At 46.7% G+C, this 24,944-nt stretch carries 15 protein-coding genes; 8 read left to right on the top strand and 7 right to left on the bottom strand.

Annotated features, from left to right (window positions below; translation table 11 throughout):
- Window positions 1-290: 290 nt before the first annotated feature.
- Window positions 291-1,391 (top strand): type I restriction endonuclease, encoded by a 1,101-nt coding sequence (locus ACEW9O_RS27260; RefSeq protein WP_373553394.1) that lies wholly within the window; start codon window positions 291-293, stop codon window positions 1,389-1,391.
- Window positions 1,392-2,147: 756 nt separating this feature from the next.
- Here ACEW9O_RS27260 and ACEW9O_RS27255 read toward each other — a convergent pair.
- The 3 genes from ACEW9O_RS27255 to ACEW9O_RS27245 are packed head-to-tail and all read right to left on the bottom strand — an operon-like array spanning window position 2,148 to window position 4,846.
- Window positions 2,148-2,990, bottom strand: a complete 843-nt coding sequence (locus ACEW9O_RS27255; protein WP_373553393.1) for a fumarylacetoacetate hydrolase family protein — start codon at window positions 2,988-2,990, stop codon at window positions 2,148-2,150.
- 54 nt (window positions 2,991-3,044) lie between these two features.
- Window positions 3,045-3,758, bottom strand: a complete 714-nt coding sequence (locus ACEW9O_RS27250; RefSeq protein ID WP_373553392.1) for a LytR/AlgR family response regulator transcription factor — start codon at window positions 3,756-3,758, stop codon at window positions 3,045-3,047.
- The gene (locus ACEW9O_RS27245) at window positions 3,755-4,846 is read right to left on the bottom strand and encodes a sensor histidine kinase (protein ID WP_373553391.1); all 1,092 of its coding nucleotides are present in this window, start codon (window positions 4,844-4,846) and stop codon (window positions 3,755-3,757) included. The genes ACEW9O_RS27250 and ACEW9O_RS27245 overlap by 4 nt, the downstream gene beginning before the upstream one ends.
- A gap of 143 nt (window positions 4,847-4,989) precedes the next feature.
- Between ACEW9O_RS27245 and ACEW9O_RS27240 the strand changes: the two genes are divergently transcribed.
- Window positions 4,990-6,393: a serine hydrolase domain-containing protein gene (locus ACEW9O_RS27240; RefSeq protein WP_373553390.1), complete on the top strand. Its 1,404-nt coding sequence runs from the start codon at window positions 4,990-4,992 to the stop codon at window positions 6,391-6,393.
- 260 nt (window positions 6,394-6,653) lie between these two features.
- Here ACEW9O_RS27240 and ACEW9O_RS27235 read toward each other — a convergent pair whose 3' ends face one another.
- Window positions 6,654-9,101: a BamA/TamA family outer membrane protein gene (locus ACEW9O_RS27235; RefSeq protein WP_373553389.1), complete on the bottom strand. Its 2,448-nt coding sequence runs from the start codon at window positions 9,099-9,101 to the stop codon at window positions 6,654-6,656.
- Between the two features lie 18 nt (window positions 9,102-9,119).
- Between ACEW9O_RS27235 and ACEW9O_RS27230 the strand changes: the two genes are divergently transcribed.
- The 5 genes from ACEW9O_RS27230 (at window position 9,120) to ACEW9O_RS27210 (ending at window position 13,901) form a co-directional block, all read left to right on the top strand.
- The gene (locus tag ACEW9O_RS27230; protein WP_373553388.1) at window positions 9,120-9,881 is read left to right on the top strand and encodes a TrmH family RNA methyltransferase; all 762 of its coding nucleotides are present in this window, start codon (window positions 9,120-9,122) and stop codon (window positions 9,879-9,881) included.
- Between the two features lie 234 nt (window positions 9,882-10,115).
- Window positions 10,116-11,243: a DUF4236 domain-containing protein gene (locus ACEW9O_RS27225; protein ID WP_373553387.1), complete on the top strand. Its 1,128-nt coding sequence runs from the start codon at window positions 10,116-10,118 to the stop codon at window positions 11,241-11,243.
- A 112-nt stretch (window positions 11,244-11,355) separates the two neighbouring features.
- Window positions 11,356-12,066 (top strand): hypothetical protein, encoded by a 711-nt coding sequence (locus tag ACEW9O_RS27220; protein ID WP_373553386.1) that lies wholly within the window; start codon window positions 11,356-11,358, stop codon window positions 12,064-12,066.
- A 146-nt stretch (window positions 12,067-12,212) separates the two neighbouring features.
- Entirely contained in the window at window positions 12,213-12,371 is a 159-nt protein-coding gene (locus ACEW9O_RS27215) for a hypothetical protein (protein WP_373553412.1), read from the top strand.
- A 576-nt stretch (window positions 12,372-12,947) separates the two neighbouring features.
- Entirely contained in the window at window positions 12,948-13,901 is a 954-nt protein-coding gene (locus ACEW9O_RS27210) for a WD40/YVTN/BNR-like repeat-containing protein (protein WP_373553385.1), read from the top strand.
- Between the two features lie 135 nt (window positions 13,902-14,036).
- On the opposite strand, the gene ACEW9O_RS27205 is transcribed toward ACEW9O_RS27210, so the two are convergent.
- From ACEW9O_RS27205 to ACEW9O_RS27195, 3 genes are all read right to left on the bottom strand, one after another.
- The gene (locus tag ACEW9O_RS27205) at window positions 14,037-15,338 is read right to left on the bottom strand and encodes an HlyD family efflux transporter periplasmic adaptor subunit (protein ID WP_373553384.1); all 1,302 of its coding nucleotides are present in this window, start codon (window positions 15,336-15,338) and stop codon (window positions 14,037-14,039) included.
- Window positions 15,339-15,450: 112 nt separating this feature from the next.
- Window positions 15,451-17,643 carry a peptidase domain-containing ABC transporter gene (locus ACEW9O_RS27200; RefSeq protein WP_373553383.1) on the bottom strand — a complete coding sequence of 731 codons (2,193 nt, stop codon included), beginning with the start codon at window positions 17,641-17,643 and terminating at the stop codon, window positions 15,451-15,453.
- A 465-nt stretch (window positions 17,644-18,108) separates the two neighbouring features.
- A complete protein-coding gene (locus tag ACEW9O_RS27195) occupies window positions 18,109-24,129 on the bottom strand; it encodes a T9SS type A sorting domain-containing protein (protein WP_373553382.1) in 6,021 nt (2,006 codons plus the stop codon).
- A 170-nt stretch (window positions 24,130-24,299) separates the two neighbouring features.
- On the opposite strand from ACEW9O_RS27195, the gene ACEW9O_RS27190 reads away from it, so the two are divergent.
- On the top strand, window positions 24,300-24,800 hold the full coding sequence (locus tag ACEW9O_RS27190; RefSeq protein WP_373553381.1) for a hypothetical protein: 501 nt from the start codon (window positions 24,300-24,302) through the stop codon (window positions 24,798-24,800).
- The last annotated feature ends 144 nt before the right edge of the window (window positions 24,801-24,944 follow it).

Raw genomic sequence — 24,944 nt, 5'->3', positions numbered from 1 at the left:
CTTACGACCAGCGGCGCTAGCCGCGAAACGTCGATAGCATTGGGCGACAGGGAATTGCTTGAGGTGCGTAGCACCGGAACATTGACATTGTTTCGGTGCTACGCACCTTTGGAATCGCTCTCCGTTCCCTTGGCTATTGACGTTTCGCGGCTAATGCCGCTGGTCGGTTTGTCCTAGCACATTGCTTTTCCTCACAATTTGTCTTCCATTTTTAAAACCACTTTCTTTTTGTAACCTTTTTTACACTTATTCGTAAAGAGCTGTATATAAAACTACTAAACAGCTCAATCATGGATTTTAAAGATCAAATTAAAAACCTGGCTACCCGCGTAGAAACGCTCCTGCCACAAATACAAACCGAAGAAGCGACCAAAAATGCCCTGATCATGCCTTTTATTCAAATTTTGGGGTATGATGTATTCAATCCTTTGGAGGTGGTTCCCGAATTCATTGCAGACATTGGCATTAAAAAAGGAGAAAAAGTGGACTACGCGATTCGAAAAGATGGAGTGCCCCAAATCCTCATCGAATGCAAATACTACAAAGAAAAACTGGATCCGCACAACTCTCAGTTGTTTCGTTATTTCCACGTCAGCAACGCCCGTTTCGCCATCTTGACCAATGGGATGCACTACAAGTTTTACACCGATTTGATGGAACCCAATAAAATGGACGAAAAGCCTTTTTTTGAGTTCAACATCTCCGAAATGAAAGATAGCGATGTTGAAGAACTGAAAAAATTCCACAAGTCCTATTTCAACATCGAAAACATCACCAATGCCGCTAGTGATTTGAAGTATACCAACGAGATCAAGGCCTTATTGGCCGCACAATTCAAGGCACCTACCGATCCCTTCATCCGTTTTTTTGTCAGTCAGATTTACACTGGAAGAATCACGGAAAAAGTGTTGATGCAGTTTTCGGAGTTGACCAAACGCTCCTTGAACCAATTGTTGAGTGAAATGATCAGCGAACGTTTAAAATCGGCGCTGGATCGAGAAAATGAACTGAATGCAGAAACGGCAGGTCAAAGTGCCAGCGAGGACGAAAATGCCGACAACATCCCCAAAGAACGGGTAGTCGAAACCACCGAACAAGAAAAAGAGGCTTTTTACATCGTAAAATCCATCCTCCGACCCGTCGTCGACGGCACCCGCATCCATTACCGCGATGCCCAAAGTTATTTTTCGGTTTTACTGGACGACAACAACCGCAAGGCCATTTGCCGCCTGTATTTGAATGGTAGTAAAAAATCCATCGGCCTATTTGACCATACCAAAAAGGAAAACAAGTTCGAACTGAAGTCCCTGGATGATATTTATGGGTATGCCGAGCAGTTGCAGAAGGTGATTGAGTATTATGATCGTGGGGGGAGTCAGGGGGAAGGGTGAATTCAAGTCGCAATCGCGAAACACCAATTTCTTCATACAAAACTGATTATTAATTGATTGCAATTTTTAGATTAGCCCCAAAATCACATCTAATATCTTGTAACCGCTCGTTTCAACGAGTGGATTAGGGGTCAAAGTGATATTCCATCTATCATCTTTGCCAGATCACACATCATTTTAATTTTATTTTGATGCGTGATCTGGCAAAGATGATAGATGTGAATGGGTGGGTGGCTTTTTTCCCGCCGTTGAAATAGCGAGTTACAAGATGATAGATGTGTTTATCGGTATTCAATTGAGATGTGGATGTTATTATTCTTTCGCCATAAAGGCTCAATGACAATAAGTATACATTTATTGCTTAACGGCGCGGTGGGTCTATGTGGTGCAAAAATCTTCAGTAGTCTGATTAAATACTTTTTATGGCTGACAAGTATAATCATTATCGTCTGCTTCTCCCAATAGTATACTTTCCTCAATTTGACGGGCATGATTGCGGAATCAATATGGACATCTTATCGCCGCTAGCGCGGCTCTAGGTACAAAAGGGGTAACTGCTATGCTATAAACCGGTCCACCGCCAAGGCGGTTAGATTTTACCGAACAACATCAAATTTTACGTAAGCTCCAAACCGCGTTAGCGGTGGCCAGGTTTATAGCAATTATGCCCTAATACGGCATTTGAACCACGTTAGTGGTGGCAAGATTGGGCTGATTTGGAGAAAAATCTCCGAACTCAGGTTAAAGTAAGCTTTCTCACCGCATCGCCACAACATTCATCAACTCTCCAATCCCTTCGATCCGAATGAACACCTCATCCCCTACCGCCAGCGTAAACTCATTTGGTGGCACAATGCCCGTGCCCGTCATCAGGAAAACCCCATTTGGAAACGACGTTTCACGGAAAAGCCAGGAGGCCAATTCCGGCAAGCTTCGCTTCATGCGATTGAGCTGGATGTTGTTTTCAAAAACCACCTGATTGGTGCGTTTGATCTGGATGGAAATCTCCGTTTCGGGGGAGATGGGCGCTTCCATCACCAGTATACCAGGGCCCAAGGCGGCGGAAGCATCGTAACTTTTTGCCTGGGGCAAGTACAATGGGTTTTCACCCTCAATGTCGCGCGAACTCATGTCGTTGCCGATGGTGTAGCCGATTATTTCGCCCGAAGAAGAAATGCAAAGGGTCAGCTCAGGCTCGGGTACATTCCACTTGGAGTCGCGGCGAATCAATACCTCAGCGCCCGGGCCGACAGTACGGGCAGCCGTGGCTTTGAAGAACAATTCTGGCCGTTCGGCGTCGTATACCTTGGCGTAAAAATCGCCGCCACCGGAGTCTTTGGATTCTTCCATGCGTGCTTCGCGGCTGCGCATGTAAGTCACCCCGGATGCCCAAACCTCCTGGCTGACAATGGGTGCCAGGATTTTGTTGCGCAACAAGTTCTGTAAATCGCCGTCAGGGTGTAAGTATTGAATTTCTTTTTTTAACTCCTGAAACAGGTCGTCGCGGTTGAGGAAGCTGTCCCAATCGTTGGAAGCAGACAGGAAATACTGGCCGTCAGATTCAATGACGATGCCCTGGGTAGTGCGGAAGATTCTCATGTTTTTTGTTTGTGTTATAGTTTCCAGCCTGCGGCTAGTGATAAAATATAAAGCTCAAATGCTTTGTTGCTCAATCAGCGCTTTGATCAGTGGCCGGTACTTCTCCCCTACTGGCAACAATTTTCCATCCACTTCCAGCTCATTGCTGTACAAAGCTTTGATTTTGTTTAGCCCCACAATGTAGGATTTATGTATGCGCAAAAAAAGCCTGTTGGGCAGTTTTTCTTCCAGGTAACTCATTTTTTGATAAACCACTGTGGTTCCTTTGCTGCCTACAATTTTGACATAATTGCTCAAACCCTCGATGTAGAGGATGTCATCCAAAAACACTTGCACCCATTTGTTGCCCGATTTGAAATACAAAAAGGCGGGTGCAGCTTCTGTGGCCGGAGCAATTTTGGGAGTAAAAGCATTGAGTTCAAAAAGTTTGTACAAAGCCGTTTGAAATCGTTCAAAAGAAATCGGTTTGAGTAGGTAATCCACGGCATTGAGGTCGTATCCCTCTAGCGCGTATTCCCGGTAGGCAGTGGTGATGATTACCCTGGGTGGCGTTTGCAAGGATCGCAGCAGAGACAAACCATTCAAACCCGGCATCTCAATGTCGAGAAACAACAAATCCACCGCATTTTCCCGCAAATAAGTTTGGGCCAGCACCGGGTTGTCGAAGGTGGCCAGCAACTCAAAATCGCTCAGTTCGGCCAGGTATTTGTCCAAAATCTGCCGCGCGATGGCTTCGTCTTCAACGATAACACAGCGAATTTTTTTCATTGCTTGAGTTCCAATACAACCATAAAAACATCCTCTTCTTCCAGTATTTCCAGGCGGTGTTGCGCGGGGTACAAGAGTTCCAGGCGGCGGCGTACGTTTTCTAGTCCCAATCCGGGGGACTGGTTGGGGTTGGTTGAACTGCCCACGCTATTTTCCACCACCCATTTCACTTGATTGGGCTCCGCTTGCAGGCTGATGTTCAACCAGGCTTGCCCCGTTTCGGGCGATACGCCATGTTTAAAAGCATTTTCCACAAAAGGCAACAACAAGAGGCCGGGGATTCTCCACTCTGCCGTGGAACCCGTTTTGTTGATGGCGACCTGCACCCGTTCGCCGTAGCGCAATTTTTCCAGGGCGATGTAATCTTCGATGATCTCCATTTCGCGTTGCAGCGGTACATCTTTGGCCTTGGCTTCGTACAGCACAAAGTTCATCAATTCGGACAAACGCAGGATGCTGGCCGGAGTATGCTCTGATTTTTCCAGCGCCAGTCCATAGAGCGAATTTAAGGTATTGAAGAAAAAATGGGGATGAATCTGGGCTTTGAGCAATTGCAATTCAGTCGCGATGTGTTGCTTTTCCACTTCTTGTCGCCGGGTCAATTCCTGATAATAGTGGCGTAAAACTTCCAAAGCCCCGGTAACACCCACCACCGCGATGCAGGTAAAGATGTATTGCAGGCTGCGTGTAGCCGTGATGAATTGGGGTACCTGGTTGTCGTACATGAACCTGGGCACGGGCAGAAAAAGCAGCAAAAAACTTTGCATAAAATTGGCAAACAAGAGTACCAATGCCAGGCCTAAAAAGTATTGGCTAAAACGTTGCCGAAACAAATAGCCCTCCAGCAAAATCCACAAATGCAGGTAAACCGCTAGCAATTTACCCGGCAATTCCACCAATTGCACCCACAAGGAGATCAAAAAGGTAGCCGGGAAGGTGGTGCGTTCTACAATTTCTTCCCCCGTTTCTTTGATCACCTTAATGGTTTCAAATTCATAAAAATTCATGTACACCAGCGACTGTACCAGGATGTACAGCAGCCAAAAAGCCAGGTGCAGTAGCCAGTAATTCGATTGCTGTGTTTTCACCGTATTGATTTAGGCCACAAAATTGACCCTTTTTTCCTACTTCACTTTCCCGTTTACATAAAAGCCAGGGCATTTCACATAAAGCTCCAGAAAAACACGGGGAAAGCCGCCAATTTTGAATCGAAATCAAAAAATCAATCCTTATGAAAATTAATTTCTTAGCCCTACTCCTCCTATTTTGTTTCCATTTGAGTGGGCAAAACCCGGCTTTTGACAAAATTGACCGCTTCTTGAGCGAATTGAACCAACAACATAACTTTAGTGGCAGTGTGCTGGTGGCCTGGAAAGGACAGGTGTTCAAAAAAGGGTACGGCCTGAGTGACCGCGAGGCTAAAACGGCCTTTACGCCTCAAACCATTTCTTGCGTCGGTTCGGTCACCAAACAATTCACTGGGGCAGCCATCCTCAAACTGGAAATGATGGGCAAACTCAAAGTTGAAGACCCTATCAGCAAATATTTCCCGAATGTTCCTGCCGACAAGCAAGGCATTACCCTGCACCACCTGCTTACCCATAGCGCTGGTTTTCCGGGTGCCATTGGCGACGATTACACCAGTATCTCTACTAAGGAATTTGTCAAGCTCGCCATGAACCAACCCTTGTTGTTCATTCCAGGAAAAGCCTATGAATACTCCAACGTGGGCTTCAGTCTCCTGGGCATCATCCTGGAACAAGTGACCAAAGAACCCTATGAGGCCTTCCTCAACAAACAACTCTTCAAACCAGCGGGCATGACTCAAACGGGTTACGTCCTACCTGACTGGAAATCAGCCAATGTGGCCACTGGCTACCGTGGCGAACGCAATTGGGGCAAGATCAATGAAAAAAACTGGGCCAGCGACGGACCTTATTGGCACCTGCGCGCCAACGGTGGCATCTTGAGTAATGTGGAAGAGTTGTACAAATGGCATCAGGCGCTATTGGGTGAAAAAATCCTGAGCAAGGAAGCCAAAGCCAAGTATTATGGCCGCCACATCGAAGAAGGGGAAGGTGCGGGCAGTTATTACGGCTATGGTTGGGCTATTTTTCCCACTCCGCGCCAAACGACCTTGATTGCCCACAATGGCGGCAATGGTATTTACTTTTGCGACTTCCTGCGCTACGTCGATGAAGACCTGACCGTGATCTTCCTGACCAATGCGACCAAGCGGGAATACCAGGAATTGGCAACTCAATGTGCGCGGGCCTGTATCCTGCCCGATTTTGTACCTGCGCTGAACATCAAAGACCCATCCAAAGCCGTGCCTGTTGGTCAATCCCAGTACGACGATTTGGCCAAAAGTTTTTTGCTGGCCATTGGTTCTGGTGATGAAACAGCAATCAAAGCGATGATGGACAGCCATTTTGCGCCTGGTTTCAAGGAAGATTTTCCGATGGATCAACACTTGAAGGTCTTGACCAAATTGGGTGGCAATGTCAAAAAACTGGAATTGGCGACGATCAATGCTACTGAACAGGGCTTGACGCTCCAATTTACCGATTCTCCTTTAACGATTGAGGTAGAATTGAATGGGGGGAAAATTGCGGGGATCATGGTGGAGAATTAGTTGAAATGAACCGGAGTAACTCACATTACGCAGATAGAAAGCAGCTTCGCTGCTTTTTTTAACACGACGACGCGACGGGACGACGACACGACGGATTAGCTACCGCTTCAATACGACGCTTTGCGTCGTATACACACTGAGCGCGTAGCGCGAAGATCGTCGTGTCGTCGTCCCGTCGCGTCGTCGTGTTAAAAAGATTTGGCGAAGCCGAATCCAATTCATTCGTTGTATTTATTTATCTGTGTCGTGCGACATTTCAATTAAAACGGCATTCCCAGCCCCAAATTCAAATTCATCCGCTTGAACCAGCGACTCGGTGGATTCCAAAAGTTCTCCCCATCCCAACGGTAAGGATAACGGATTTTCATCCCCAAATCGAGGCGCAGGATAAAATAACGGATGTCCAAACGTAGCCCAAAGCCACTACCGATGGCGATTTGTTTGTAAAAAGCATCATACTGCCCCAAAGCAGGGTTTTCGGAAGGGCGATCGGGGTCGGTAAAAAAGAAAGGAGATCCCGGGCGACTGGGGTCTTTTTTGATGTTCCAAACATTGCCCGCATCCAAAAAGAAAGCCCCGTTGAGCAACCAATAGATGTTGAAGCGGTACTCCAGGTTGCCTTCCAGCCAGAGGTCGCCCGTATTGACCAGGTACAGGTTTTTGTTGGCACCTGAGTTTTGAAAAGTAGTGGTATCGATGAAGCCCCCGGGGCCAAGTCCACGCGCAGGCCAGGCCCGGATGCTGTTGGGCCCTCCGGCGCTAAACTGTTTGATAAAAGGAACCACATCCGACGTACCAAAAGGACGCACAATGCCAAAACCCAGGCGGGCGGCCAGGGTGGTTTTGGGCGTAAATTGACGGTAGTATTTCAATGAAGTTTCCAACAGGGCATATTGGGCAAAATCAATTTTGTCGATCTCAAAGGTGTCCTTTTTCCCAGTGATGGCATTGGTGATACCGTTGATGGCCGACAATTCACTGCCCGCTGTTTCAAAACTGACTCCGGTTTGGATGTTTTCACCCCGACTATTGGTTTTACCCACATAATCGTAGTTGATCTCCCGAAACAATATACTTACGATAAACCTCGGGTCAAAACTGCGGATCAACAATGGGTTTTTAAAGACGTCAATAAAAGTGGGAGTCAGTTTAGATTTAAAGTATTCGGCAGCAAAATTGGTGATGGAATAAGTTCTTTGTTTGCTTTGTTTGAACTCGAAACCGTAGTTCATGTTAAAAATGCTGATGTCGTAAAAGTCAATGAGTTTGGTGAAACTATAGCCCAGTGAAAATCTACTGGAAGCATTTTCTTTCAATAAGTTGTACAAACCGGCACCCGATTGTTGCTTTTTTTGGCTATTGGTCACATCGTCTACCAATTTCCAGATGCCCAGGTAATCTTTGAATTTGGGCAGGTAAAGGTCGTTTTGAAACCCGATGTCCAGGGTATTGAACAAACGCTCCTTCGAGGCAAGCGGATTGATTTCAACCCCGGCTCTTAAACTGGTCACCAGGGTTTCAGCACCTTTAAAAATATTGCGGTTGCGTACTGAAGGGCGCAGCGAAAAGCCGATCAAGTTCAGGTTTTGGAGTTGGGTGGCCCGGTTGGTAAGACTAACCTCAAAGTCGGCACCCATTTCCAATTTTGGATTAGGCGTCAAGAAAATCCAGATGTCCAACAAAGTGGGGTCTTCCGCATTCTGGAGCTGTTTGATGCGCACAAATTTGAATACCCCGCTGGCCGCCAATTCGCGCTGGGTTGTTTCCAGATCGGTCTGCCTAAATGGCAAACCAACCCGAGCTTTTACGGCATCCACCAAAACGGTACTCCGAAAATACAAACTACTATCCGGTTCATTCCTAAAAATGAGCCCCTGGATGAGCGTATCTTCCATGGGGTGGTAAGGCGATTCCTGCTCTGGGGAGTAGTAGGGAAAAACTACGATTTTCCCCACTTTAAACGATTGATGGACACTGTCTTCTAGCGGTGGAAGGACTTCCAGGGTGACCAGGGCACCATTCTTTTTGTTGCTGGTATCTGCGGTCAATTGGGCCACATAGTTAGACAAAAAATTGGCGTAACCCTGATTGCGCATGTACAGGGCAATGCGTTCTTTTTCCTGGTCGTACAGGCGGCTGTCGAGGGGTTCACCACTTCTAAGCAGGCTTTCGCGCTTGAGGGATTGTAAAATGGAGTCCACCGTACGATCCGAAGAATGGTAAATGAGCGTATCAATGTACGTGCGTTTTTTAGGGTAAACGTGGTAAGTTACCCAGGCCTTTTTTTTGCGCAGCACCTCCTCATAAATCGCTTCTGAATTAAAATAGCCCTTGTTTTTGAGGTAGTCCTCGATGGCCGTTTCCGTTTCGTTGCACAGTTTTTCATCAAAAATAGCGGGAACTTCACTCAATACCCGTCGTTGCCAACGGTCAAATCCCGAGGTATCGCCGGGTTCATTCGTTTTGAACCAAAACCATTCCCGAGGAAACACAAAGAATAAGTTGCTGTTGGGCTTTTGTTTGTACAAGGTTTCCATCTCGTAGGTGAGCGTACCTTTGTTGGCAATTTTTTCTTCCTCGTGGATCAGCAGCTGGTTTTTTTTCAGCAGAAATTGATCAACATCCAAAAACTTTGTAGTATTACAGCTACTCAGCAACAGGCCCAGGGCCAAACTCATCCACAGTGGGTTGTACTTTGATTTCGACATGGTTTCTACAGGATCACTATGCTTTCAAAAAACAAAATTAAATATATTACGGCACTGCAAAAGAAGAAGTTTCGCAGCGAACTGCAATGCTTTTTGGCCGAAGGTGATAAAATAGTGCGTGAATTAGTGGCTTTCCCTCAGTGGGAGCTGGAGTGTATCCTGGCGGTTCCGGAATGGTTGGAAAACCATCAAGGCTTGTTTGCCGGGCGAAAAATAGAAATCATTCCCATCACATCCGCCGAGCTGGAAAAAATCTCTACCCTTCAAACGCCCAATCAGGTGATGGCTATTGTTAAAATGCCGCCCGAATTTGACTGGAATCAGCATTTTTCTACAGATTTGGCTTTGTACCTGGACGGCATTCAAGATCCGGGCAACCTGGGCACCATTTTGCGCATCGCCGACTGGTTTGGGATTCTGCAGGTGTTTTTGTCACCGGATTGTGTGGAGGTTTACAATCCCAAGGTGATCCAGGCAACGATGGGCTCTTTTTTGCGGATCAAAACGGCAGTGGTGGAGTTGCCTGCGCTCAAAGCAGGAATTTCTGGCTTGACGACTTATGGGGCGCTGTTGAGTGGGGAAAATGTGTTTGAGGTACAAGTGCAACATCCCGCTTTGCTGGTCATTGGCAATGAGGGCAAGGGGATTCGGGAGGAGTACATTCCATTGATTGACCGGGCGATTTCGATTCCAAGACATGTGGCTGGTGGAGCGGAGTCGCTGAATGCGGGGGTGGCGACGGGGATTATTTGTGGGGTGATGCGGAATGGGATTTTGTAGGGCTGAGGGGTAATAGGCTTTTGTGAAATTATTTTGTTGCTGGCTTGTACACTTGATGTAAATAGATTATATTTGGATGCGGCAAGTGCATTGCATCTGGGTAAAACGATGCGAGTGTCCGCAACTGACGACTAAGTAAAAAGTGTGACACAGATTTTGACTAGTTGTGGTAATACATTTGTTCTCGGGAACAAGAGCAAGAAAATAATGAAAATATAAATAAAGACCTCAATCATGGCTTGGAGTTTTCGCAGACGAATAAAAATCATCCCCGGAGTTCACCTCAATTTCAGTAAAAGTGGGATAAGCACCTCGATAGGCTTTCAGGGCGCAAGCCTCACACTTGGGAAGTCAGGGACGCACCTAAATACGAGCATCCCCGGACTGGGAATTCACAACCGACAAAAAATATCTGGCGGTAACAACCCGACTCAGCCACCTCAAAATGGCTTTGAGTATTTGGCTGATCCGTCTGAAAATATTTTTAGCGCAGACGTTCAGGAAATCACAAGCCAAGATATGCAAGGAATAAAACAAGCCATTTTGACGGCAAGGGAAGAGCGGAAAGATTTGAGAAAAGATATATCGAAAACAAAGTCGGCTTTAACAACTTCAAAAATCAAGTTGGGAGCAAGTTATCTTTTCTTGATTGGACTAATAAAAAATAAAATAAAAGAGGAAATAAAAACAGATATAAAAACACAAAAGGAAACCCTTGCAGGACTACATGAATGCTTGGAAAGTTGCTACGTCAAAATAACCATAGGATTTGAGCAAGAGATTGAAGCTAAATACAACAACATGGTTTCAGCGTATCAAAATTTGATAACCTCAAATAAGATTTGGGACGTGACGAGTGCCCATTCTGAAAACAGAGCACAAACAAGGTCAGTTGCTTCTACTGTTATTCAAAAGAAGGAAGTAAAATTTGATTTCCAAAATTTACCAGAAATCAAGACCGATTATCCAGCATTGCATTTTCAAAATGCAAATGGCGCGGATTTATACTTCTACCCTTCGTTTATAGTGATGTTTCAAGATAGAGAGAATTTCGCCTTGATAGGCTACGACGAACTTGAATTTGATTTTGAAACTACTAGGTTCGTCGAAGAAGACAAAGTCCCATCTGACACTAAAACAATAGAACACACTTGGAAAAAAGTGAATAAAAACGGTTCGCAAGATTTGCGATTTAAAGACAACTATCAAATTCCAATAGTAAGGTATGGCGGGATAACCCTCAAAACTAATACAGGGCTCCAAGAAGAATACTCATTCAGCAATTTCGAGTACTGTGTTGAATTCAGCAAAGCCTTTTTGGAATATAAAATTGCTATGCTGAAACTCAAACTTGTAAGATAAAATCGAGAACAATGCATGGTCACTTATGCGACCCACACAGCGAAGCCGCAAATTCAATGGTGGGCAACACCGCATCCATATTTAACTTGACAGCAATTAAAAAAATAAAAAGATGGCTGACTTACAAAAGATAAACAGCGAATGCATGTCTCTTATTGATAAGTACCTAATAAGAGGAAATGGAGATGGGAAATACGAAGCTTGCAAAATATATACAAAATTAATTAATGACAATTCGAACGAACATAACTGTTTAGGATGTCAATTTATGGAGTTACATCAACAAATTTATGATAATTTCTCTCAAATAAATCCGACTGGATTTTCATCTGAATTTTATTTTAAGACGTATATTTTTTGGCTTTATCAAAATGTGGAAAGAATATATGAAATTTTTGAAATAATCAATCCCGAGGACAAGAATCAAATTTTGAGAACGTTTTTTGAGAAAAATTTCATTACTACAAAAAAAATTAAAAGGTGGACTAACTTCATTAAACACCCCAAAGCATTTAAGTATACCCACCATCCACAGTATTGCTTTGAATCAGACCTCGTTAATCGAGAAAATTTAGTAGTATTAGATACTGTCGAAATTGAAAAGTTTTACTCGGGTCCCTCTAAAAATCTGGTGCTTTATAAAATGATAGCGAAAAAAGAAAATGTAGTTGTCGCTTTTCCAAACTTGGTAGAATTAACAGAAGAATTTTGCATCGAATTTCAAATATTCACAAAATTTATTTGCGAAAATGAAATCATTGCATCAGCATTGAAGGAAGAAACCACTATTTCTGATTATTTTGAACGTGAGGATGAAAAGTAAAAACTGCTGCCAATAGCAGCGCATACCATTAACGACTCCAATACGTCGCGACTGACAGATATGCTGCAACTCCTGGGTGAAAAACACAAAAAACCACCCACTTTTACCCCCTAAAACATCTTATCTTTGTTGAAAAGTAATTTTCCATGTCCCAAAAGCACATTCGATTTGATTGGGCAGCGAAAAAAATGCTGCGCGACAAAAAGAACTTCGGCATACTCGAAGACTTCTTGTCTGAGCTATTGGGAGAAGATGTAAAAATCGAAGGATTTTTGGAAAGCGAAAGCTGGATTTGGAAGAAGTGAAGGAGCTTCGCAAGGGCAAATAAAATTCATCAAACCAATACCAAAAAAATGATCGAGGTCAAAAGACAAGACCAGTCTCATTCAGGAACAATTTCCCTTTTCACACTCTTCCGCCCCTCCAGCAGCCCCAGCACCGACAAATCCTCATCCAGATTTTCCCAGGAAAAGTTTCTTACTAACTCACATTACGCAGTTTTAAACCGCAGAGTTTCGCAGAGTGCACGCAGAGTTTCACGGAGTTCCTTTTAGTTTTAAGGAGTTTGCCACCTGCGGTGGCGAGCGTTCGGGCACTACTGAAATTTGATTTTTTCGTACCAACTGCTGTTCAATGCGGCCTCTGAGCACTCTTTGCCATCGCAGATGGCCTAACTTAAAAACTCCGTGAAACTCTGCGTGCACTCTGCGAAACTCTGCGGTTAAAAAACCTGAGGTTAACTAGAATAAAGCCAATTCCCAAAGTTTTCGCTCCTTTCCAAACCTTTTACATATCCGTTACAAGCTTTTACAATTAAAAAGCGACAGCGCAATCACCCTCCCCTACCTTTGCCCCATTGTTTCACGAAACCAATGAAGGCCATGAAAATCCATAACCTTGCTTTTTTGCTGCTTTTTCAATTCCCCTCATCTCCAATCACAGCTCAAGATAGCACTAGGGCGGAAATTGTAAACACCGTTTTAAAATCCAATGATGGCGGACAAACCTGGCAGGACATTAGCGAAGGGCTACCCGGAAATGCGCAGGGAGAGGGTTTCTTTGCAAATGACAAGGGGTTCTATTGGTGTGCTGACAATGGGATGTACCACAGCAAATCAAATTCCACCACTCCTTCCTGGGAAAAAGAGGTTTTTCCTGCCGCACACAGCAGCATAACCCCCGGCAAGACCGGGATATTTGCCTACAATTACGCTGGCCAATTTTTACAAAAAACAAATGGAACAAGTGTATGGTCGCCCATCTACACCAATTTTCCAGAGAAAGAGGTACGCACTGTTTTTGAAACTACCGGAGGCACCGTTTTTATCGGTTGCGACAAGGGCCTTTTTAGATCCACCAACAATGGAAAAACCTGGAAACTAGTCCATGATGGCGGCTGGGCAATGAAAATGGTGGAGTCAAACGGGGTACTCTTGGCAACCAGCCAGGTGGGGATAATACGATCAACCGATGGTGGAGAAAACTGGGATACTGTGATTAGTGAGGGCGGTGTGGGCATCGCGGTGGAAAACATCAAAGGTGGATTCGCGGCCATCACTTACAATACAACGTCGGAGACCAGAAGAGTACGCACATCCTACGACGGCGGTAAAACCTGGCAGCCCATTGATGCTGGCCTTCCGGCAAGCCTCTCCATTGCCTCAATTGTGCAGGTTGGTGACGACTTCTTTTGTGGGCATCCAAGCGGCATTTTTAGATCATCAGATAAGGGAAAAACCTGGCAACTGTTGCTGCCTTCTGTAAACAATAAGGTCTTCAATTTATCTGTTTCCGGCAATGTGATTTATGCCATCCCCAGAAATGGAGGATGTTGAAAAATTAGGTTTACCCTACTCCTGATTAGCCTTGGAACAGATGTATAAGGCTCTTTTGAGTTCAGAGCCAAGAAAAGTACCAATTTACTTGAACCCTATTTTCATCAATTGCCTGATAATCAACTCGCCTCAAGTCTAATAGTTGCTATAGCCTCGGATACCCGAAAAAATCCGTTCAATAAACCGGCGTTCTTCAGTGATGATGCGAGCCTCTCCATACAATTCCTCTTCAGTGGCTACTACTTTACCAGCCGTGGTAATCATTTTATTGGGAAAAATTACCTCAACCGCTACTTCCGACTTTTCGCCATCGTCGCGGGGCGATAAGGCTTTCCAGGCGACTTCACCTTCCAGTACACCAAACTCTTGAAAATCCAGGCTCTCAAGGCGCACAATTACCTTCTGCTTGATTTTTACCCGTCCCGAACGATTGAATGGGATGAACATTTTGCCTACAATCTCTTTGTTCTTGTTCGGCAGAATCACCATCAATTGTTCATCCTTGTACACAAAGCTGTTTTCGGCTACATTCCGACCAACAATTTGCACCAAACCACTGCGCGGGGATTCGATGATGTAGCGTTGTTTCCAGGTATTGACCCCTTCTCGTAAGCGTGTAAACGATTCTCTCAATACATCCGAAGCAAAATTGGTTTCATTGTCGGCACCACTTTCCAGGCTCCGCACCTTGATCCGCAAAGCGGAAAGTTCAGATTCCCGGTCACGGATTTCTGTTTCGGTCCGAATCAATTCTTTATTCAATTCCATGATGCGCCGATGCACCCGGTTGACATCTTCTTGTGAGGCTTGATCGACTGATACCAGGTGTTCTTTGTTTTTGCGTTCCTGTTCAGCCTCGGCAATTTGTTCCTGAATCTGCCGCCGCATTTCCTTTTGGTAGTCGAGGCTCCGATCCAAGCGGCTGATCCGGCTTTGGGAAGAACGTAAATCCGAACTGGAGAGGTTTTTGTACATTTCAGAATTGTACTTGAGTTGTACGTCCTGGAAATCAAATAAATCTGCTTGCAATTCTCCAAGTACCAAATTGGAAGGGACTTTAAATTTCAATAAGTCTTCATCCCGCATGCTGGGTAAAGCGGTGATGTAATCTTCAAGAGATAAGACGTGTCGAAAATTAGCGGTGCTGCGAAAGGCGATTAGCGCCTGCCCTGAATCTACCCGAGTATTGTTTTTTACGATGACTTCATCAATCCGATTGGCATTGAATGCGGTAAGGCGTACAGGCGGATCTTTGGACACCAAACGAATGTCGGCGTCCACTGCATCGGGGTATTTTACCAAAAAAGACAACCACATCAATACCACAAACAAGGCAAAGGCGCTCAAGCTCCCCCAACGCACCATCCAGGAAGGGGGGGTCCCCAGAATTTCCTGAACTTCTTCACTGCGGATTTCAATGTCTTCTAATTCTTTCATTTTATTGGTTTAGGAGGTTGAGGAAAGTTGAGGAAGGTTGAGATCGGCGCTTCGACTTCGCTCAGCGACCAGATCTCAACCTTCCTCAACTTTCCTCAACCTTCTCAACTACTCAAGAACCAAGTTCCAACTGATTTTTCACCAACTGATAATAAGCTCCTCGCAAGTAGGTCAACTCCGAGTGGGTGCCTTGTTCCACAATTTCTCCATCTTCGATCACGATGATGTTGTCGGCGTTCATCACGGTACTGAGGCGATGCGCCACGATGATCAAGGTTTTACGGCGGAAATACTCATCCAGGTTTTCCATGATCACCATTTCGTTGAACACGTCGAGAGCGGTAGTGGCTTCATCGAAGAACAGGTATTCCGGGTTTTTGTACACCGCGCGGGCAATGTACAAACGTTGTTTTTGGCCCTGGCTCAAACCCAGTCCTTCGGAGCCAATTTTGGTATTGTAGCCCATCGGCAAAGCTTCAATAAAGCTTTGGATGTTGGCTACTTTTACTGCGCGAAGCAGTTTTTCTTTGTTGATGATTTCGTCACCGAGGGCTACGTTGCGCGCAATGGTATCGTTAAAAATGTAACCTTCTTGCATAACTACCCCGCATTTTTCCCGCCAGATGCGGTTGCTGAGGTTGCGCATCAATACATCTCCTACCCGAATGGTGCCTTCGCTGGGTTCGTAAAAATTGAGGAGCAGTTTGAGCAAAGTCGTTTTGCCACTGCCGCTGCGGCCCACAATCGCGGTGGTTTTACCTTTGGGGATGCGCAAATCTATTCCCTTGAGCACCATCGGTGAACTGGGGCCTTCGTAATGAAAACTTACGTTGTTGATAACGATATCGCCCGTTTCCGGCAAAATGGTCATTTTCTCCTGAGGGTTTTCTTCGTCTTCCTTCAGGTGGATTTCGTTGATGCGCTCCATACTGATGGAGGCTTCTTGCCAGGCTTGTAAGAAGTCGACCAAACGATTGATCTGGCTGTTGAGCTGCCCGATGATGTATTGTGCGGCGACGAGCATCCCCAGACTCATTTGGGCATTGACCACTGCTTGTGCGATGAGATAAATGATCAGGAGGTTTTTGCCTTCGTTGATGGCTACTGCCCCAGCGCGTTGCAATTGTTCGACCCGCAGCTCGCTCATGTTGGTGCGGAACAACCGGGCTTGCCCACGTTCCCAGGCCCAACGTTTTTGTTTTTCAGCATTGTACAACTTGATTTCCTGCATGCCGTTGACCATCTCCATCAGGTTGACCTGATTTTCGGAAGATTGGGCAAAATGGCGGTAATCCAGGTCACGCCGTTTTTGCATAAACCAGTTTACCCACAAGAAATTTACAACAGTACCAATCAGGAAAACCAGAAATACCTGGAGGTTCCAGGAGGCCAGGATGATCCCGAAGGCCAAGAGGTTGAAGAAAGAAAACGCTGAAAGTAAGGTGGTAGAACTCAAAAAACGTTGTACCCGCTCGTGGTCGGAGATGCGTTGCAACAAGTCGCCCATGACCCGGCTATCAAAAAAACGGATCGGCAGCCGCGTCAACTTGATCAAGTAATCGGAAATCAAGCTGATGTTGACCCGCACCCCGACGTGCAACAGGATGAAAGTACGGATGTATTCAATCAAAACCTGGGTCAAAAACAAAACGCCTTGAGCAACCAATACGAGGGTGATGAAATTGAGGTTGCGGTTGCCAATGCCCACGTCCACGACCCCTCGAATGAGGAATGGAAAAATGAGTTGCAACAACATGCCCAAAAACAAACCGACACAAAGCTGGATAACCAGATTGGAATAATTGCGGAAATATTTGGCGATGTAGCCGATGCCACCCTTGTTTTGTTTTTCGCCATCGCGGGAATAAAACTCGGGGGTGGTTTGTAACAAGAGGACTACTCCATGTGGTTCTTCTTCTTCAGATTCGACAATCCAATGCCGCATGAACTCGTCTTTGTCCAATAGGTAACGTCCTTTAGCGGGGTCGGCAATCCAAACACGGTTTTTGTAAATGCGGTAAACAACGACAAAATGCTCGTTTTCCCAGTGGACTATACAAGGCATGGGGATCACTGAAGCCAATTGTTCGAAAGTTGTTTCTACGGCCAGGGTTTGCATACCAATGGCTTCTGCTGCGTCGCTGATGCCCAGCAGGGTTACTCCTTGGCGGCCTACGTGACTGAGTTCGCGCAGGTATTCCAGGGAGTAAAATCGACCATAATGACGGGCAATCATCCGAAGACAAGTTGCGCCACAGTCCATTTTGTCGAGCTGTTGATAAATAGGGAAGCCGTCGTAAATCATGGTTCTCTCGCTGCTTCAGGGGGTAGTTTTATTGTTGGTGTATTCTCAGTGATTACTGTTTAGACGTAAGCTCTTTTACGTTGTTACAAATTTTAATGGGCAATATAAGTTTTTTGTGCAAAAAAGTGTAACTATTTTATTTAGTTACTCACATTACGCAGTTTTTAACCGCAGAGTTTCACAGAGTACCCGCAGAGTTTCACGGAGTTTCTTTTAGTTTAAAGGAGTTTGCCACCTGCGGTGGCGAGCGTTCGGGTACTACTGAAATTTGATTTTTTCGTGCCAGCTACTGTTCAATGCGGCCTCTGAGCACTATTTGCCATCGCAGATGGCCTAACTTAAAAACTCCGTGAAACTCTGCGGGTACTCTGTGAAACTCTGCGGTAAAAAAAACCTGAGGTTAAATAGAATGAAGCTATGCACTTTAGCTGCACCTTGATTAGAATCAAACTTGTGTAATGTGAGTTAGTCATTCAATTTTGCAACGAATTCCTGGTATAAAAATCGTTTCTCGCTGTTCAATCGCAGCAGATAAGTGCCTGACGGAAGCTCTTGCAAGCCAATTCGCTCATTCACCCGCAACTGCTGCCCCAATTTCCGCCGCCAGACTACCCTACCCGTCAAATCCAACAACTCCAGTTCTAACGGCAGCGATTCCTTGAGTTGCAATTCCACTTGCAAAACATCCTGCGTAGGGTTCGGAAACACCCGTGCGGCTTCGACCAGGGTAAAATCCAGAGTCGCAGTAGACATGACCAAAACTGACTCCCCACTCTGGCAGTTTTTGCTGTCGGTAATGGTCAGGAAATAAGTGCCTTTGGGGATATTGCTCAAGTTATCCGTCGTAGCATTGTTGCCCCAGCGGTAGCGATAAGGCGGATTTCCCCCGCTTGGTTTGGCCAGGATGGAGCCATTCGCCAAGTCTCCTTTGGGCTGAACTATTGCAAAATTGGCACGGATCGGATCTGGCTGGGGTACGGCATAAGTGAAAAACAAGGAACAATTGTCCGCATCACTCACCAGCAGGGAATACTGCCCGGCGCGTAGGTTGTTGATTTTGCGTACATCCAATCCCAATACCTGCCCTTGAGCATTTTGCCAGGTCCAGCGGTAAGGGGCTAAGCCACCGCTCAGGCCAATGGTCAATGCGCCCGAAGCGCCACCATTGCATTGTACAGCGGTAATGGTGTCGGCTACTACTATTCCCTTAATTGGTTCTGAGACCGTAAAAGGCCCAAAACTGGCTTTACAACTGTCTGAATCACTCACCAGCAGGGTGTATTCTCCCGCTTTGAGGTTGTTGATGCTGCTGTTGCCCAGTCGATTGTTCCAGGTATATTTGTAGGGTGCCCGCCCGCCCTGGATGTCTACGGTAATGACCCCACTGGCCTCACCCCGACATTTCGGGTTGGTGATGTCCAATGTGGCAACTTTTAAGGGTGCGTTGCCCTGAATACTGGCTGGGGGCAGGGAATCCCGGCACAGCCGCGCATCGTGGACGATGGCGTAATACGAACCTCCACCCACCTGGGTCAAATCTTCGGTATTGGCAATCGGGAGTTTGGTCGTAAAGTCGTACCAGGTGTAACTGTATGGCCGATTCCCACCTGAGCTGGAAACGTACACCCCTCCCCCAATCAGATTGCCACACATGCTATTGCGAATGCTATCGCGGCGAATCCGCAAACGTGCGGGTTCACTAATCGATTTCAGGACGGAAGTAACTTGACAACCTTTGGCGTCAACCACCAGTACCTGATAATCATTGTCGGCGGGCAGGTTGCTGATTTTAACGGTTGTTTGGGAAGTGCTGATGGAATTCACCACATTGTTGAACACGAACAAATAAGGGGCCGTACCGCCCGTAATGCTGGCACTCACTTCCCCATCTTTTTTCCCAAAACAACTAATGTCCGTGGCCACAAAAGCCGTCAATTGGATGGGGTCACCCGCATTGCGCAATTTGATGGTCGTAGGTTCTACGGTACAGCCATTTCCATCCGTAACGGTCACGCTGTAATCGTCGGCGGGTTGATTCACAATGGCACTTGTGCGCGCCCCGGTACTCCACAAGTAGCTATAAGGCAAGGTGCCTCCACTCGCGGTGACGCTCAATACATTGGAGCGGTCGCCCTGGCACACACTGCCTACCTGCACTTTTGTTTCCGCGTTCAGTTTGCTCGGTTGGGTGAGATTGTATTCGAGGTTGAGCGGGCAGCCATTGTCGTCCAGCACAAAAAGGCGGTAATTGCCCGCTGGAAGGCGATAGGCGCTAGGCCCAGTAGAAGTGCTCCCGATCCAGGAGTATTTGTAGGGCTTATTGCCGCCACTGACGGCTAATTCAATAAAGCCAGTAGAGTCGCCATTGCAATTGATTTGCCCCAAAGCCATTACTTCGTGGCTCAGTTTTGGTGGCGTACTGAGCAAAATGGAATCCTCTTTCCAAATACAACCTAAGCGATCGGTAATGGTCACCGAAAACAAACCTGGAGCTAAGTCACGGCGCTCCTCTAAGGTAGAGCCGTCGTTCCATTTAAAGCTGATGCCTGGGTTTTCTACCCGCAGCATTTGTACATTAATAAAACCATCCCGGGAGCCAAAGCACAAGGGTGGTACTGCCGTGATACTCGCCAAAAGCGGTTGTTTTTCCGGCTGTAAAACAAAGCTGGTGTCAAAAATACAGCCTTGCCCATCCCGAATCCGCACTTTGTGCTGACCGACTCCGAGGTTGAGCACAAAATTGGTGGTATCCCCTTTCTCCCAGGTGTAGCGAAAAGGAGCAGCACCTCGGGGTACGATGGTGACAATCCCATTTTCCAAACCCAAACAAGTCGGCGCGTTAATCGTGGCCGTCAGGGCTATTTTTGAACTGGCATTTAGCGCTACGTTGAAAGTATCTGCGGTACAACCTTTGACATCGCGCACCAGCACTTTGTATTGGCCAACGCCTAAACTAAGTAGGTTTGCCGTGCTTTGCCCAGTATTCCAGGTATAGCGGTAGGGCGCAGTGCCCCCTATAATCAGCGTGGCAATCCTTCCGGTGGTATCGCCAAAACATTTGGGCGCAGTAATACTCCCCGCATTGACTTGTAATGCCGCCGGGCTGCCAACGGTAATCGTGAGGGTGCTGGTACAATTGTTGGCATCGGTAATGGTCACTTTGTAATTGCCCGCTGCCAGGTTGCGAATGACGGGCAAGGTGGCGCCCGTTTCCCAGTTGTAGCGGTAGGGTGCGGTGCCTCCCCGACCACTTACCCGAATCATGCCATTGCGGAAACCTGCACAGGTGACGGCCAAATTGGAGTCGATGCCCACCGTCAACAAGGCAGGCGAGCTCAAACTAAAAGTCCGGGTGTACAAACAACCCGCTCCATCGGTGATGGTTACTGCATGGGCACCTCGGGCTACCCGTTCCAGGTCTTCTTTGATCGAGTTGTTGGTCCAGCGGTACTGAAAGTTACCCGCACCGCCAAATACGCTCAAATCGATGCGGCCATCCAGGCTGGCGAAACAAAGGGGTTGGGTAAAAGTGGCCAGGACGCGTACCGAATCTGGCTCAGTTAACACCAGATTGTCCAACACCGTACTACAAGTTGCGCTGGTGATGGTTACGGCATAAGTTCCACCGGGCACTTTGCTCAAAATGGCTGTGGTATCCCCATTGCTCCATTTGAAGCGGGGATTGCCGCGCACATCCAGGTTGATTTGGCCGTCTTTGGCCCCGTGGCAAGTAACCGGTTGAATGTCGATGTTACGCACCTCTATCCCAGGCCCATTGATTAGGGCATTGCGCAGAATAAAGCGGCAGCCCCGGCTCGAATTGTCGGTAATGGTCACCCGGTAGGAGCCTTGCTGCAGTCCGGTTATTGTAAAAGCACCTGCTGGCACATTGCTGGAATCGCCCTGAATTCCCGCGCCATTCCAGGTGTAACTAAAAGGTGCCAGGCCATTGAGCGGTGTAATCGTAATGCTGCCATTGTTGCCATTGCACACACTGACATCGCTGGTGCTGCGGCGAATGGAGTCGATGCTGTTGGTCGTGGTGACCACTACTTTTCCGGTATTGCTACAAGCCTTGGCATCCGTGATGGTGAGTTGGTAGCGGGATTTAATCCCTTTTTCGGTGCCTGCGGTGATGCGAATGGCGGCAGTTTCTTCGCCCGTGCTCCACAAGTAGCGGAAGGCTCCAGTTCCGCCGCTGATGCTGGCCCCCAGTAATTGGGTAGATTCCAGGCACAAATTGAAGGAGTCGGAGGGACTGAAGGTTATGTTGGGTAAAGGGTTGACTTTTAAGGTAAAGTCTCCCGTTTTTTTACAGCCCAGCGGACTGGTCATTTCAAAAAAATACTTGGTGCTCACACCGGGGCTGACCAAGGGATTGTCGATGAGCGTGCTGGCGCTGGCGGGTAGGGCGCGGTAGAAAGCCAAACTGGCTTGGGTGAAATGGTCGTCCTGGAGTTTGACCCGATTGAGGTCAAAAATCTGCTGGGCGCAAATCTCAGGTTGTTCGGTCACTACTGGATTGGGCAATGGATTGACCACCACGAGGACTTCTGCTCTGGTGTTGGAAAAACAACGCAGCCGGTTGTCAACCGCTTCGGCATAATAGCGGTAGATTACTGGCGTAAGACCATTATTGGCAGGGATTTGGGGCAAAAATACCTGCCCTGAGCTTACGGCAGTGCCGCCAATAGGCTGGGTGTACCAAAAAATGAGCTCGCCTTGTACCGGAGTTGCGTTCAGATTGGGTACTTCGCCAGAACAGATGGTGTCTCCTTTGACATTGGGTGGCAGCAAGATGGTATCATCACCTGCACCGTTGCAGTTGTTGTCGATGTTGTCGCAGGGAACTTCGGGGCGCCCGGGGTTGATGTTGGCATTTTGGTCATTACAATCCGTTTTATTGGTCACGTAACCTGCGGGAGGCGTAGTGGCACAGCTGTAAATGAACACCGCAGCATTACCGTAACCATCTCGGTCAACATCGGCGTAAAAGGGTTGTTCTGGCCAGCCCAGGTAAGTTGAACCATGCAGGGCAATGTGATCCAAACCGATGTCGCCCAAAGAGCCGTTGCCCTTGATGCCCACAAAGCGGAATTGCATCAGAGTACCGTTGGTGTATTTGCGCAAACTCAAGGACTCCTTGATCCATTGGTTGCCCTTGCTGCCTTGACGGGTCCAGAGGATTTGCCAACTTAGCCCCCCATCTACGGAAACCTCTAAACGCAAAGTTCCAGTAGAACTACCGTACATGTGGTAATAAAAGGACAAATGGCAGGTGTCGGAATTCTTTTTGTCCAATAAAAAACAGCCCGATTGTAATACGGCTTGGCTGCCATTGGCGCATTGAAAGCCAGTGGTTTCGATGTAGGCATAGTGGCCATTTCCACTTACATCCTGATCAGGGCCAGTATCCGGCGTGGGGGTTGGGTCTTTGTAAATGAGCCAGTTGAAGGTGCTGCCAGGAGCGTTGCGCCATACCCCCGTTTGGGCACAAACAGCGTTGCAGATGGGGTCACAAATGAGTTGGTTGTTGAAGGTTTCCAGCGTAGTGGGCTTGGGCGGCAAACAGCCCGTTCGAACGCTGATGGGGCAGGAGTTGTCGGAAAAAGCGCCCCCATTGCAGGTTCGACGCACGTAAATATCGTAAGGGGTATCGGGTAAAAGTCCCTGCAAAGCATAGGGTGGGCAAGCGGTAAAAGGTACCACTCGGCCTTGGGCACCTGCCTGTGCGCCAATGCCCGGTACAAATCCAGGTGGGCCGTATTCGATGACAGAAACGCCAGCGCTACAGCCATCGGTGGGTGTCCAATTGAGGACAACGGTGGTGGTATCCTGCGAAACGATGTGCACAGATTGGGCAGGCAAACAGCTCAAAGGGGCAAAAATGAGCTCTACAAATTCCAAACGCCCGGTGTCTTGTTGGGAGTCATCACAAATCAACAATTGCCATTCGCCGTTCGCGCTGGTCTTGTTGTCGTTAAAATTGAGGAAGGATTCCTGTGGCAAATAAGGCCTATCAATGAATGGCGCTTCACCTTGGTCAATCGGCGTACAAGCGCTGGTGGTAAAACGCACATAACCCTGACAATTGGCACTGTCAGGCACGCCATAGTTGTCTTCCCCCCCACCATTGTTCATGCTCAAAATAACCCGGGTGCCATTGGGTGAAATCAGGCGAATGGCCAAGTCGGCGGCCCATTGGTGTTGGATGCGCAAACGTACTTCTTTGAGGTAAACGTCCCGCCCTAAGACCGTTCCAGGTGCGTTGTTCACCCGAATGTTGAAGAGATTGGCCAAAAAAAAGCCGTTGTTGTCGGGGCAGGTAAAATCCCTGATCGCCCAGGCCGTGTCGCAGCGAGAGGGGTTGCTTAAAGTGGGTGTGACGGTTTGGCTATAACCCCAGGTGATGCTGCATAAAAATAGCGCTGCTACCTGCAGCAAAGTATAAATGGATGTTGCCTGGTTTGGGTTCATGTTGTGCATAATCGTGTTTTGGGAAAAATCTGGGGCTAAAAGTACGGATTTTGGGGGCATTGACAAACGCAAAAATTGTCTTTAGGTTTGCGGAAGAGAAGGTTGGTGCAATAAGTGTTTTGAAATATGTCTCGTCATCAACACCTATCCCAATCAATATCTTTTAAAAAAATAAAGTCATGAGATGCAGACTTTTGTTCACAATGCTAATCTTCGTTGAACTAATTTGTTCTTGCGATAAACCCTATTCATCAAAAGAGCGCCGATGGAATACGTTGGATGAAGTAAAACTCGATTTTTACGCCGTGAATGCGGATAAATTTGGAGTAAGGTATGACAGTAGAGGTAAACCGAATAGAAATGACAGTGTAGCATTGTTGTCATGTAATGCTGTTCTCGTTAAAGACTATTCATTTATTTCAAAAGATACCTCGCGTTATTTTTTTAAATGGCAAGACAAAGAAGGTAAACCGCTCTCGGGTCTTGCAAGAGATTGGTTTTTTAGCGGACTTGTCTATAAAAACGATACACTTATAGGGGCATCATTTGAAAACATAACAGTAGACTTCAAAGGCTATAGTTGCGAAGAAAATGTAGCGTTTAAAGAGGGCTTGAAGCAGAACAAACGGCATTTGAACAGATGGTTATACTGGTATGCAAAGCACAAGAAACTGCTGTAGAACTTATGTTAACATTAAAAATTTCAGCGTATTGGAAAATCAATACACTTTCTTTATCTTTATCAAGTCAGTGCAAAAAGTGCGCATATTTTCATGACAGGCACAGGCCTAATTGAGTTCCGCGCGTAAAATCAAAATTTTTCA

This window comes from Haliscomenobacter sp. (assembly GCF_041740695.1).
In the GTDB taxonomy this organism is placed as follows: Bacteria; Bacteroidota; Bacteroidia; order Chitinophagales; family Saprospiraceae; genus Haliscomenobacter.
The sequence above is the reverse complement of the archived record's forward strand: the minus strand, read 5'-3'. Positions and strand labels throughout refer to the sequence as shown.

Excerpts from the sequence above, each read along its gene's own strand:
- ACEW9O_RS27240 (WP_373553390.1), top strand. The coding sequence starts at position 4,990 with ATGAAAATTAATTTCTTAGCCCTACTCCTCCTATTTTGTTTCCATTTG.
- ACEW9O_RS27200 (WP_373553383.1), bottom strand. The coding sequence starts at position 17,643 with ATGATTTACGACGGCTTCCCTATTTATCAACAGCTCGACAAAATGGAC.
- ACEW9O_RS27220 (WP_373553386.1), top strand. The coding sequence starts at position 11,356 with ATGGCTGACTTACAAAAGATAAACAGCGAATGCATGTCTCTTATTGAT.
- ACEW9O_RS27255 (WP_373553393.1), bottom strand. The coding sequence starts at position 2,990 with ATGAGAATCTTCCGCACTACCCAGGGCATCGTCATTGAATCTGACGGC.
- ACEW9O_RS27230 (WP_373553388.1), top strand. The coding sequence starts at position 9,120 with ATGCTTTCAAAAAACAAAATTAAATATATTACGGCACTGCAAAAGAAG.
- ACEW9O_RS27205 (WP_373553384.1), bottom strand. The coding sequence starts at position 15,338 with ATGAAAGAATTAGAAGACATTGAAATCCGCAGTGAAGAAGTTCAGGAA.
- ACEW9O_RS27235 (WP_373553389.1), bottom strand. The coding sequence starts at position 9,101 with ATGTCGAAATCAAAGTACAACCCACTGTGGATGAGTTTGGCCCTGGGC.
- ACEW9O_RS27195 (WP_373553382.1), bottom strand. The coding sequence starts at position 24,129 with ATGCACAACATGAACCCAAACCAGGCAACATCCATTTATACTTTGCTG.
- ACEW9O_RS27210 (WP_373553385.1), top strand. The coding sequence starts at position 12,948 with ATGAAAATCCATAACCTTGCTTTTTTGCTGCTTTTTCAATTCCCCTCA.
- ACEW9O_RS27250 (WP_373553392.1), bottom strand. The coding sequence starts at position 3,758 with ATGAAAAAAATTCGCTGTGTTATCGTTGAAGACGAAGCCATCGCGCGG.
- ACEW9O_RS27190 (WP_373553381.1), top strand. The coding sequence starts at position 24,300 with ATGAGATGCAGACTTTTGTTCACAATGCTAATCTTCGTTGAACTAATT.
- ACEW9O_RS27225 (WP_373553387.1), top strand. The coding sequence starts at position 10,116 with ATGGCTTGGAGTTTTCGCAGACGAATAAAAATCATCCCCGGAGTTCAC.
- ACEW9O_RS27260 (WP_373553394.1), top strand. The coding sequence starts at position 291 with ATGGATTTTAAAGATCAAATTAAAAACCTGGCTACCCGCGTAGAAACG.
- ACEW9O_RS27215 (WP_373553412.1), top strand. The coding sequence starts at position 12,213 with ATGTCCCAAAAGCACATTCGATTTGATTGGGCAGCGAAAAAAATGCTG.